Below are 11384 nucleotides of genomic sequence, written 5' to 3' on the forward strand. Positions count from 1 at the left end.
AAACAAAGGACTAAAGCGCGCCGCATGAATCAAATTTGATGCGACGCGCTTTAGGGAATTTCGGCTGTAGTATTCCCATAGTACCTTCTGCACGCCGCTCTTTGTTAATCTCCGGCCGTTGGTTTCAAAGGAGGATGCGATGCCAGCTTCAAAAATCCTGATGATCACCGGTGATTTCACCGAAGATTACGAAACGATGGTGCCGTTCCAGACGCTGCTCGCCTGCGGCTACACGGTCGACGCCGTCTGCCCCGGCAAGAAGGCGGGCGAGACGGTCGCCACCGCCATTCATGATTTCGAAGGCGACCAGACCTACACCGAAAAACGCGGCCATAATTTTGCGCTGAACGCCACTTTCGACAGCGTGCGGGCCGAAGATTACGATGCCCTCGTCATCCCCGGCGGCCGCGCGCCGGAATATCTGCGCCTCAATGCCGACGTCATTAAAGCGGTCCGGCACTTCTTCGATGCCGGAAAACCCGTTGCCGCCATCTGTCATGGCGCGCAGCTGCTCGCTGCCGCCGGCGTTTTGAAGGGCCGCACCTGCTCGGCCTATCCCGCCTGCCGGCCGGAAGTCGAGCTTGCCGGCGGCACCTACGCCGATATCTCAATCACCGATGCGGTCTCGGACGGGAACCTGGTCACGGCGCCGGCCTGGCCGGCACATCCGTCGTGGCTGCGCCAGTTCATGGCGGTGCTCGACGCGGCAGCGCTGCTCGAAACCAACGCCGCCTGAGGAGGGCGGCACCGGGAGGACGACATGTGCGAATTGTTCATCAAGGCGGATGCGCGGCTCTGGGAAAGCACCACCCGGTCGCTGCGCATCGACGGCATGGTCACCAGCGTCAGGCTGGAGAACTTCTTCTGGTCGAAGCTCGAGGAAGTCGCCCGGCGCGACGGCATGAATGTCGTCCAGCTGATCACCCGGCTGCATCATGAATCGATCGATGCCGGCCATGATCTTGGAAACTTCACCTCCTTCCTGCGCGTCTGCTGCGCCCGCTATCTCGACCTGCAGCTCACCGGCGACATCCCGGCCGATGTCACCCGCCCGATTTCCGGCCTTGACGCGCCCGAGATTCTCGGTCGCGAACGGACGAAGTATCACTGACGGCCGACCCGACGAAACCGTTGAGCAATGACGGCGGAACTGCCTGCGGATAGCGCCGAGGGTAGATGTCTGACCGTGTCGCGGCTGCGTGGGCTTGCCTTGCCGCGCAGCCTGGATCAACAATGCGCGCCATCAAGGACCGGCAGGAGATCGATTGCCATGAACGACCAGAAAGCCGTGATCGTTACGGGAGCCGGCGGCAACCTCGGCAGCGCCGTTGTCCGTGAGCTCGCCGGCGGCGGCGCAAAACTCGTCTGCATGAACCGCTCCAGCCAGGAGCTGGAAGCCTTGGCCGGCGACCTGCCCGCCTCCACCGAGTTTCTATCGATCGCGGGAACGGATCTCACCGATTATGCCTCCTGCGCGGCCGCTGTCGCCCGGGCCGTCAAGCACTTCGGCGGCGTCAGCGCCTTGGTCAACACCGTCGGCGGTTTCCGGATGGGACCGGTCGGGCCGGACGCCCCTGCGCAGTGGGAGACGATGATGACCGCGAACGCCCGCACCGCGCTGACGATCAGCGCCGCGGTTCTCCCGACGATGAAGGCATCGGGCTACGGTCGCATCGTGCATGTTGCTGCCGCACCCGGCCTGAAGGCCGGCGCCAATCAGGCCGCTTACGCCGCCTCGAAAGCCGCCGTCATCCGGCTGACGGAAGCGATCGCCGCCGAAAGCCGCGACGACCGCATCACCGCCAACTGCATTTTGCCCGGGACAATCGACACGCCCGAGAATCGCGCCGCCATGCCCAATGCGAAAACGGACGGCTGGGTATCGCCGCAATCGATCGCCCGTCTTATCGCCTTCCTGATTTCGCCGGCCGCAGCCGTCGTCACCGGCGCGGCGATCCCCGCAACCGGCCGCGAATGACGGAAGCGGTGGTGTGATCGGCCGCCGCAAGGCGCTGCGGCCGCCAGCGTCGACATTTCACCGAACCTCGCCTTGGCCTTGCGTTTTCGCGACTGTTCCTTGCCGCGATCAGTGGGTGATGAAACGACGAAGACCTGCAAGTTTTGCTCAGTGACATACGATCTTGCTTGAGGTTCGGTTCGCCTTAAGGCAGCCTCATTTCCGCTTGGCTCAGGTGGCAGGCAGGAGACAGCGGGCGGACACGATGGTGTTGATGATCGCATTGCGACGGCATTTGCCAGAAGGCGGGTGGTTTCGATGACGGACGATCCCGGATTGCGTGCCGTCAGCGCCACCAGCCTGGTGCGCGAGGAATGGTTCCTGGGCGTCAGCGTCGCGACGAGCTTCGTATTTCTTGCTTTCCAGGAGCAGCTCTTCGGCCAGCTTTCCGATCCGCTTTGGTTCACTGTCGTTTTCGGTTGGCTGTTTGCGGTCGTGCTCGGCTCCGCTCTGTCGGTCGTGCGGCACGCAGACCACCTGGCGGAGCGGCTGAAGGAGCCTTACGGCACACTCATTCTAACACTTGCCATCACCTCGATCGAGGTGATGGCAATATCAGCCGTCATGCTTCACGGCGAAAACAATCCCACACTGGCGCGCGACACGTTGTTTGCTGTCGTGATGATCATCCTGAACGGCATGGTCGGCCTGTCGTTGCTGCTGGGTGCGTGGCGGCGACCGGAACAACAGCATAACCTACAGGGCGCCAACGCCTATCTCGGCGTGATCGTGCCGCTGGCGACATTGAGCCTGGTCATGCCGACATTTCTTGCAGATCCGGACGGGCAGCATCCATCGGCACCGAGGCAACTGATACTGGGTGTCATATCGGTCGGCCTTTATGCCACATTTCTGTTTCTTCAAGCCGGCCGCCATCGGGACTATTTCTCTGACGAAAGCAACCCTCACGAGCTGCGCGGCGAGCGTGTGCCTCGCCACGGACCGGTCTGGCCACATGCCATTCTGCTTTTCGCCTATATGGGTCCCGTCGTCTTCCTGGTCGAACAGCTTGCGCGGCCGATCGATTACATTATCGAAACCCTGCATGCTCCAACCGCATTTGGCGGTGTTGTGATGGCCATCCTTGTCGCAACGCCTGAGGCGATAAGCGCAGTGCGTGCGTCCATCGCCAACAATCTTCAGCGCTCCGTCAACATCTTCCTTGGTTCGGTATTGTCGACGATCGGGCTGACCGTGCCGGCGATGCTAGTGATCAGCCGTCTTTACGGGCACCCGGTCACCCTCGGCCTGGAACACGGAGATCTGGTGATGCTGCTGCTCACCCTTGCCGTCAGCATCATTACCTTTGCCAGCGGCCGCACGCATCTCATGCAAGGTGCGGTCCACCTTGTACTTTTCCTGGCTTACGTGCTGCTCATTTTCCAGCAATGATCTCCGATCAGCGCGAGAACAACAAAGTAAAGAGTTCCACGCTCTGCCTGTCTTCCGCTATGGTGACAGTAATGAATGCACCACTTGCAAGCCTCACGGCGCTTGCAAGCTTGACGTGACGGAGACCGGGACTTGAGCTCACTGTTGCTTGGCGGGCTTGTATTTGTTTTTCTGTCGGTGGCGACATCGATAGGATTGCTGGCGCGCGACCGTTTGCCGGATCATCACCTCAATGCTGAATCCAAGGATGCCATCAGGCTGGCGACCGCGGTGGTAGGAACGCTGTCGGCCTTGGCACTCGGCCTCCTGATCGCATCCGCCAAGACGACATACGACAATGCCGAAGTGGAAATGAGAACGGCGGCGGCACGGGTGCTCCTGCTTGACCGCGTCATGGCCCAGTACGGGCCGGAAACAGACATGGCGCGGCAATTGCTGCGTGAATTGATCGAGAAACGCCTGGGCCGCGGCTGGTCGGCCGAGACCACCGACGAGGCATCCGGCAAGGCGCTGGGAGAATATCAGGATATCGAGGCGGTTCAGGGCGATCTTCGATCCCTCTCGCCGAAGGATGCCGTACAGCGTTCGCTGCAGGTGCGCGCTCTTGATGTGAGCGGCATGGTGGCCGAGACCCACTGGCTGCTGGTCGAATCCGGTAAAGAGGGTTTGCCCTGGGCTTTCCTCGCTGTGCTCGTCTGCTGGCTCTCGCTGCTTTTTGCGACCTTCGGGCTGCAGGCGCCGGCCAACCTGACCGTGCTGTCGATTCTGCTGGTTTGCGCCCTGTCCGTCGCGGGCGCGGTCTTCCTGATTTCGGACATGGCCAATCCCTATGTCGGGCTGATCCGTGTTTCCGATGCCCCCTTGCAGTCCACCATCGAACGGCTGGGAAAACCATAGCCATCGCGTGGCGTCCGCGAACGACTCCGACATGATTCAATTGTGCCCCAGCAGCTATTGCAATTTGCAGCAATGCCGCGACATAATATCACATGCCCGGAACTTTTCGGAGAAGGTCGTCTCCGCCGAGGCACGCATGAAGACTGGGGCTCGTAAACATCGGGGCGGCGGCAATGCGTGTGAGATTGGATCAGGGTCTGCACCTGTCAGTGGTGCTCGCCGGCATGGCAATTTTCGCAGGCTGCGAGGACAGCGGCAACACCTACGTCCCCCCTCCGCCAGCTCCGGTTCGCGTCGCCCAACCGGTCCAGCAACCGGTCACCTTGTATTTCGAACTTACTGGCAATACGGCGCCGCTGAATTCCGTCGATATCGAAGCACGCGTCCAGGGCTACATCGAGTCCATCGATTACCAAGACGGCATGACGGTGACGAAGGGTACCAAGCTCTTCGGAATCGAACGAAACACCTACCAGGCGCAGTTCGACCAGGCGAAGGCATCGCTCGCCTCGCAACAGGCATCGCAGGTGGGTGCGCAGCAGGAATATGATCGGCAGCTCAATCTATCGAAGCAACAGGTCACCACACAGACCGCAGTCGACAGCGCCAAGGCGACGCTCGACGAGGCGAATGCGTCCATCCTCAACGCCCAAGCCAATCTCGAGCTGGCGACGATCAACCTCGGATATACGGAGGTGCTTGCCCCCTTCGATGGCACCGTCACGGACCATCTCGTCGATATCGGCGCACTCGTCGGCGTATCCGGCCCCACCAAACTCGCCAGCATCGTCCAGACGGATCCGCTTTATGCCTATTTCAACGTCAGCGAAGTCCAGGTCCTGACAATCAAGGAAACCATGGCAAGGCAGGGACATGCCTTCAAGCAGACGGACCTTCCGAGCATGGCTGCGGAAATTGGCTTGCAGACGGAACAAGGTTATCCGCACAAGGGTCATCTCGACTACGTGTCGCCTCAGCTCGATGCCTCCACAGGCACTCTTCAGGTACGCGCCTTATTCGACAACAAGGACCGGGCCATGTTGCCGGGTCTCTTCGTGCGGGTCCGAGTGCCGGTCGGCCATAACGACAAGGCTTTGCTGGTGCGCGACGACGCCATCGGAACGAACCAGTTGGGCAGCTACCTGCTAGTTCTGGGCAAAGACGATATCGTCGAGCAGAAACAGGTCAAGACCGGCCAGCGCGAAGGTTCGCTTCGCGTTATCGACTCAGGCCTCGATCCGGCCGACTGGGTCGTGACTCAAGGCATCCAGCAGGCGATCCCCGGCAGCAAGGTCACACCCGAGAAAATGGAAATGAACCCGGCGGCGAGCGCCGCCGGCGATGCCAAGGCCAACACCACCACGCAGTGAATTCGCCACCATGCTCATCTGAACGTCTAAGGACACCAGCATGATCTCGCGCTTCTTCATCGAGCGACCGGTGCTCGCCAACGTTCTGGCCTTGGTCTTCGTGCTCATCGGCGCGGTCGCCCTTCTCCAACTTCCTGTGGCGCAATATCCAAATGTCGTTCCGCCGACGGTGCAGGTGACGACGCGCTTCCCGGGCGCCAGCGCGCAGACCCTTATCGACACCGTCGCGTTGCCGATCGAGCAGCAGGTCAACGGTGTGCAGGACATGCTCTACATGCAGTCGGCGAGCGCCAGCGACGGGACCTATTCGCTGACCGTCACCTTTGCCATCGGAACGGATCCTGATCAGGCGCAAGTTCTGGTGCAGAACCGCGTCGCCATAGCGATGTCGTCGCTTCCCGAAGCCGTGCAGCTTCAGGGCGTGACGACGCAAAAGAAATCGACGGCGATCCTCGGCTTTGTCAGCCTGACCTCGCCCGACAGCCGCTATGACAGCTTGTTCCTGTCGAACTACGCCGTCATCAATCTGCAGAATGAGCTCGCCCGCCTGCCGGGCGTCGGCAACGTGACCGTGTTCGGCGCCGGCCAATATGCCATGCGCATCTGGATGGATCCGAACCTGCTGCAGGCCCGCGGCCTGACGCCGCAGGATGTCGTCAGCGTCGTGCAGCAGCAGAGCCAAGAGGTCGCCGCCGGTCAAATCGGCATTCCACCGGTGCCGAAAGGACAAGTCTTTCAATACACACTGAACGTCAACGGCCGGCTGAACGAAGCCGCCGACTACGAGAACATTATCGTCAAGGTCGAGAGCGGACAGGGCGGCCGCATCACGCGCGTCCGCGATATCGGCCGCGTCGAACTCGGCGCCCAGACCTACAGCCAGTCCTTCACGCAAAACGGCCGGCCGGCGGCCGGCATCGGCATTTTTCAATTGCCCGAGGCCAACGCCATTGCGGTGGCGCAGGCGGTGAACGCTAAAATGCAGGAGCTCTCGAAAGGCTTTCCGCCGGGGCTTGAGTATCATCTGCCGTTCGACACGACGAAATTCGTCAAGGCCTCCATCGACGAGGTTTACGTCACCTTGATCGAGGCCGGCGTTCTCGTTCTCATCGTCATCCTCGTCTTCCTGCAGGATTGGCGGGCGATGCTCGTGCCGGCGACCACCGTTCCGGTCACCATCATCGGCGCCTTCGCCGCCATGGCGGCATTGGGCTTCACCGTCAACCTGTCGACGCTGTTCGCCATCGTTCTTGCCATCGGCATCGTCGTCGATGATGCCATCGTCATCGTCGAAGGCGTCGCCCGGCACATCGAGGCGGGCATGTCCGGCCGGCAGGCTGCCGAGAAGGCGATGGAAGAACTGCTCGGCCCCGTCATTGGGATCACGCTCGTGCTGATGGCGGTTTTCGTTCCGGCCGCCTTCCTGCCCGGCCTGACCGGCCAGCTCTATCGGCAGTTCGCACTCGTTATCGCCGCCACGGCGCTGATCAGCGCCATCAATGCCGTGACGCTGAAACCGACGCAATGCGCCCTCTGGCTGCGAGCGCCGGTGCCCTTCGAGAAACGCAACGCCTTTTATCGCGGCTTCAACAGGGGCTATGATTGGGGCGAGCGCCACTATGCCGGATTGATCGGATCGATGACCCGCCACAGCGGTATCATGGCGATCGCAGCACTTGCGCTGATCGGCGTCGCCGTCTGGGGGCTCACGCGCCTGCCGACCGCCTTTCTGCCCCTCGAGGACCAGGGCTATGTGCTGATCAGCGCGCAATTGCCCGACGGCGCTTCGAAGGAGCGGACGGATGCGGTGATGGAAGAGGTCGGCAAGATCGCCGAAACCACACCTGGCGTCGATCAGGTGCTGACTATCAGCGGCCTTTCCGTTCTCGACAACAGTGCCAGCCTGCAGAATGCCGGCGTCGCCTATGTCGTTCTCAAGGATTGGGACGAGCGCGGCAAGGCGAAGGGACAGGACCTGCTGTCGATCTATCAGCATCTGAACGAGGCGCTGCAAAGCGTGCTGGCCGCCAAGACTTTGGTCGTCGTGCCGCCTCCGATCCAGGGCGTCGGCAATGCCAACGGCTTTACCATGCAGGTCCAACTCAGAAACGGCGCATCCGACTATCCACTGCTGCAATCGCTTGCCGATACGATCGTCAAAAACGGCAATGCGCAATCATCGCTGCAGAGGCTCAGTACGCCTTTTCGCTCAAACGTGCCGCAGCTTGCGGTATCCGTCGATCGTATCAAGGCGGAGACGCTGGGAATTACGGTGGGCCAGGTCTTCTCCGCTCTCTCCGGCTATATCGGTTCGAGCTATGTGACGCAGTTCAACAAGTTCGGCCGCACCTTCCAAGTCTATGCGCAAGCCGCATCCGATTTCCGTATCAGCCCTGAAGACATCCGAAATCTGAAGGTCAAGGCCGGCGACGGGACCATGGTGCCGCTTGGCACGGTCGTCGATGTTAAGACGACGCAGGGCCCGTCCCTGATCAGCCTCTACAATCTCTATCCCACAGCCACCATCGTCGGCGGGCCAGCCGCAGGATTCAGCTCCGGCCAGTCGCTCGCGGTGATGGAGCAGATCGCCGATCAGACGCTGCCGCCAGGCACCGGCTTCGAATGGACGGCGCTGTCCTATCAGGAGAAGGCCGTGGGCGGGCAGATCTATTTTGTGTTCGCGCTGGCCATGCTCCTCGTCTATTTCGTGCTCGCCGGCCAATATGAAAGCTGGATCCTGCCGCTGGCGGTCATCCTCGCCGTGCCGCTCGCCCTTCTCGGAACGGTGGCAGCACTCATGGCGGCGGGCGTCGCCAACAATCTCTATACGCAGATCGGCCTCATCCTGCTGATAGCGCTCGCAGCCAAAAATGCCATCCTCATCGTCGAATATGCTCGCGAAAAGCGGGCAGAAGGCATGGAAATCCTGGATGCGGCCGTCGAGGCCGCCCGCCTGCGCTTCCGGCCGATCCTGATGACGTCCTTCGCCTTCATCCTCGGCGTCCTGCCGCTGGTGCTGGCGACGGGCGCCGGAGCATCGGCCCGCAAGTCGATCGGCATATCGGTCTTTAGCGGCATGATCGCCTCGACCTGCCTTGCCATCCTCTTTGTTCCTTCCTTCTACGTGCTGCTGCAGCGCCTCGAGGAACACTGGAAGCGCCGCGGAGCGACCACAAGCACGGCTGCACCAGTTGCGGAGGCGGAGATAGCGAAACTCCGGTAAGGCGAGCAGCAATTATTGGACGATCACCTGCACATAGACATTGCCGCTCTTGGCATAATAATAACCGCCGCAGCGATAATAATAGCCGCCGTAATAGGGACCATAGCGGCAGCCTGCTGGAAGCACGGCGATGGTCGTCGTCGTGCGTGTGACGACCCGGCGCGTCGTCCGGCGGGCAACGCCTGCATAGGAGAGCGGCGTCAGCGGTCTGCCGATGACGGCGCCCGCCGGCGTAGCGAAGCTGATCGACAGTGGCATGGATCCCTGCTCCCCGATGTGGAAGCCGGTGAATGTCAGAAAACCGGCCAGGCCGAGGGCGAGGAACAGCTTGTTATAGATCATTTTAAGTCTCCCATATCGGCGGCTTCAGGCAGCTCGTCGAGCGATTGCAGCTCGCTGAGATCCACCGTCTTTGCACTGGCTGGAATCTCGATGGTGTAAGAAACGGCCGCCACATCCGCCCCGCTTTTGAAATCGCTGATTTCGAGAGTGTATTGCGGCGCCTGGACGACGTGCTTGCTGGTGATGACGTATCGCCGCGGTATGGGTTGCGGGCCGTTCTGTATCCAAATCTGCCAGTCGATCTCAGGCGTTCGGAAGGCCAGATATTCGCATTCGACCCCATCCACGAAAGCGCTGGAAATATGCTTGGCCTCCGTCACATCTGATATAAGCACGTCATAGACGTTGGAGGCTAAAAGATCGGCGCCCGGCGCTTCGACGCCTGCGGTCATCAGCCTGTCGATCAAATCATCGAGCGAACCCTTGCCGTCGATCTTGGCATAGGCGTCGAGGTTCTTGCCATGAACCGTCAGCGACGAACCGTCGAAACTCACATCGAGGTCGGCAAAGCCGCCGGTTCTCGTGACCCGCAGCTTATCGGGACGAGTGAGGTTGGCTGTCCCTGAACTCACGAACTGGAGTTTCTCGAAGGCAGGCGTCACTGCTTCGAGCGACGATTGATAGCTGAAGGAGATCGTCTTCTGCGCCGCCAGAAAATCGGACATCGTCTTTAAAAGAGCTTTCGCATCATCTGCCCATGCGCTGGTCGGCGGCGCCAGGCTGGCGGCAAGCGAAACATACAGGAGCATCCGCTTCAACCGCGGGAAAGGGAAAGTCGATGACATGGCAATGCCTTTCGTTGGTGTCGTCATTGATTTCATCGAATTGCAGATGGCGCCGGACCTGCCGCAGCCGAACATGAAAAGTGGGTAAACCACCGCTTGCGGACTTCGCGGGATCGCGCGCACCAAATTTCTCGGCGGAACGCGCGATGGTCTCTTTCAGAGAGCAACTGCGAACGAGCGTTACAAGCCCGAGGTCAGCACGCGATGGCAGGCTGGTGATACGCGTTGCAGATTGTCGCGCAGGCAGGCAATGCCTCGCCCTCCCCCCAAAGGCACCATGCGGCACAATGCCCGGAAGTCCGCTCCGCAGGTTTCACGCAGGATCATCACTTCCTCACGCGGTGAGAAGGCTGGCATCACTGCCCGAGGGGCCGGCGTGATCGCACCGGTGGCAGCCGCAGCGCCGGCCGACGGCGCCCCCGATTCCCCCAATGCCGCAACGGCTTGCTGACATGGTGCCGATAGAGCCGCGTTGCGCTGTTGCAGACAGCTGAGCGCCGCCGCACCGCCCGGCGTGACACCGGAACATTGCGTCATGAAATCGCGCTGACAGGCCGATTTGACCGCATTGCGCTGCGCCTGCGTCGGCTGATGCGCCGGCGTGCCGGTAGCAGGCGCCGGGGTAGTCACCGCAGTATTTGCAGGCGCAGCCGGCGTCGGCGCCGCCGATGTCGATTTGGGTTTGACGTTCACGGCGGACACCGCTTTCTGACAACCTGCCGAAAGCGTAGCGCTATGCTGCTGCAAACAAGTGAGCGCCTCGATACCTCCCGGCGTAACCCCGGAGCATTTCGCCATGAAATCGGAGCGGCACTCTGCTCTGATGGCATCACGCTGCTCTTCGGTCGGCGCTTGCGCAGACACAATCCCGGCGAGAAACACCACCGCGCAGAACGCAGGCAACCCGAAGATTAGCGATAGAAGACGCCGCCGCCGATACGGAAGCGCCAGCAGGAAAGATCCCCATTTTCCCATGATTCCCCCCAATAAATCTTTGATCTACTTCATGAAATCGAACTGCCTTTGAATAGGATAAATACGCGCCGCCGAATGGACGGACGTTACTTGCGACTGTGAAAATGTAAGAAGCGCCTGATTTAGGTATATTAGAATATTATCTATTTAGCAACTATCTACGTCGCTTGAAAAGCGACCGCAACTCATCGGAATAGTGTCACCGTCGCCCCGTAAACGCAAAAGCCCGCCATGAGGCGGGTTTTTGGGTATTGTATGTTTGATCATGGAAGGATTGGTTGCGGGGGCAGGATTTGAACCTGCGGCCTTCAGGTTATGAGCCTGACGAGCTACCGGGCTGCTCCACCCCGCGCCATGGCAAATCCATTGGATCTGCTTGAGTA

Annotated in this window: 10 protein-coding genes and 1 tRNA gene; 7 read left to right on the forward strand and 4 right to left on the reverse strand. The window is 60.7% G+C overall.

Features of this window, described 5'->3' with window-relative positions:
* The first annotated feature begins 139 nt into the window (after positions 1-139).
* The 7 genes from HJB82_RS31200 to HJB82_RS31230 all read left to right on the forward strand — a co-directional run bounded on the left by HJB82_RS31200 (position 140) and on the right by HJB82_RS31230 (position 8899).
* Positions 140-736: a DJ-1/PfpI family protein gene (locus tag HJB82_RS31200; protein WP_221142355.1), complete on the forward strand. Its 597-nt coding sequence runs from the start codon at positions 140-142 to the stop codon at positions 734-736.
* Between the two features lie 24 nt (positions 737-760).
* Entirely contained in the window at positions 761-1111 is a 351-nt protein-coding gene (locus HJB82_RS31205; protein WP_007631975.1) for a ribbon-helix-helix domain-containing protein, read from the forward strand.
* A gap of 159 nt (positions 1112-1270) precedes the next feature.
* Positions 1271-1978 carry an SDR family NAD(P)-dependent oxidoreductase gene (locus HJB82_RS31210; RefSeq protein WP_221142356.1) on the forward strand — a complete coding sequence of 236 codons (708 nt, stop codon included), beginning with the start codon at positions 1271-1273 and terminating at the stop codon, positions 1976-1978.
* 297 nt (positions 1979-2275) lie between these two features.
* Positions 2276-3409 carry a calcium:proton antiporter gene (locus HJB82_RS31215; protein WP_207581936.1) on the forward strand — a complete coding sequence of 378 codons (1134 nt, stop codon included), beginning with the start codon at positions 2276-2278 and terminating at the stop codon, positions 3407-3409.
* Between the two features lie 132 nt (positions 3410-3541).
* Positions 3542-4306 carry a DUF4239 domain-containing protein gene (locus tag HJB82_RS31220; protein WP_207581937.1) on the forward strand — a complete coding sequence of 255 codons (765 nt, stop codon included), beginning with the start codon at positions 3542-3544 and terminating at the stop codon, positions 4304-4306.
* A 173-nt stretch (positions 4307-4479) separates the two neighbouring features.
* A complete protein-coding gene (locus tag HJB82_RS31225; RefSeq protein WP_207581938.1) occupies positions 4480-5676 on the forward strand; it encodes an efflux RND transporter periplasmic adaptor subunit in 1197 nt (398 codons plus the stop codon).
* Positions 5677-5716: 40 nt separating this feature from the next.
* Positions 5717-8899, forward strand: coding sequence for an efflux RND transporter permease subunit (locus tag HJB82_RS31230; RefSeq protein ID WP_221142357.1), 3183 nt, complete (start codon positions 5717-5719; stop codon positions 8897-8899).
* Positions 8900-8911: 12 nt separating this feature from the next.
* Here HJB82_RS31230 and HJB82_RS31235 read toward each other — a convergent pair whose 3' ends face one another.
* From HJB82_RS31235 to HJB82_RS31250, 4 genes are all read right to left on the reverse strand, one after another.
* Positions 8912-9241 (reverse strand): hypothetical protein, encoded by a 330-nt coding sequence (locus HJB82_RS31235; protein WP_207581940.1) that lies wholly within the window; start codon positions 9239-9241, stop codon positions 8912-8914.
* Positions 9238-10026 carry a DUF2092 domain-containing protein gene (locus HJB82_RS31240; protein WP_221117918.1) on the reverse strand — a complete coding sequence of 263 codons (789 nt, stop codon included), beginning with the start codon at positions 10024-10026 and terminating at the stop codon, positions 9238-9240. Before HJB82_RS31240 ends, HJB82_RS31235 begins: the two co-directional genes overlap by 4 nt.
* A 180-nt stretch (positions 10027-10206) precedes the next feature.
* Positions 10207-11001, reverse strand: a complete 795-nt coding sequence (locus HJB82_RS31245; protein WP_221117919.1) for a hypothetical protein — start codon at positions 10999-11001, stop codon at positions 10207-10209.
* Between the two features lie 275 nt (positions 11002-11276).
* A tRNA-Met gene (locus HJB82_RS31250) sits at positions 11277-11353 on the reverse strand.
* Positions 11354-11384: the final 31 nt, after the last annotated feature.

Source organism: Rhizobium sp. NZLR10 (genome assembly GCF_019685125.1).
Classification (GTDB): domain Bacteria; phylum Pseudomonadota; class Alphaproteobacteria; order Rhizobiales; family Rhizobiaceae; genus Rhizobium.

Coding starts and splice junctions, on each gene's coding strand:
- HJB82_RS31230 (WP_221142357.1), top strand. CDS start 5,717: ATGATCTCGCGCTTCTTCATCGAGCGACCGGTGCTCGCCAACGTTCTG.
- HJB82_RS31210 (WP_221142356.1), top strand. CDS start 1,271: ATGAACGACCAGAAAGCCGTGATCGTTACGGGAGCCGGCGGCAACCTC.
- HJB82_RS31245 (WP_221117919.1), bottom strand. CDS start 11,001: ATGGGAAAATGGGGATCTTTCCTGCTGGCGCTTCCGTATCGGCGGCGG.
- HJB82_RS31240 (WP_221117918.1), bottom strand. CDS start 10,026: ATGTCATCGACTTTCCCTTTCCCGCGGTTGAAGCGGATGCTCCTGTAT.
- HJB82_RS31200 (WP_221142355.1), top strand. CDS start 140: ATGCCAGCTTCAAAAATCCTGATGATCACCGGTGATTTCACCGAAGAT.
- HJB82_RS31225 (WP_207581938.1), top strand. CDS start 4,480: ATGCGTGTGAGATTGGATCAGGGTCTGCACCTGTCAGTGGTGCTCGCC.
- HJB82_RS31215 (WP_207581936.1), top strand. CDS start 2,276: ATGACGGACGATCCCGGATTGCGTGCCGTCAGCGCCACCAGCCTGGTG.
- HJB82_RS31205 (WP_007631975.1), top strand. CDS start 761: ATGTGCGAATTGTTCATCAAGGCGGATGCGCGGCTCTGGGAAAGCACC.
- HJB82_RS31235 (WP_207581940.1), bottom strand. CDS start 9,241: ATGATCTATAACAAGCTGTTCCTCGCCCTCGGCCTGGCCGGTTTTCTG.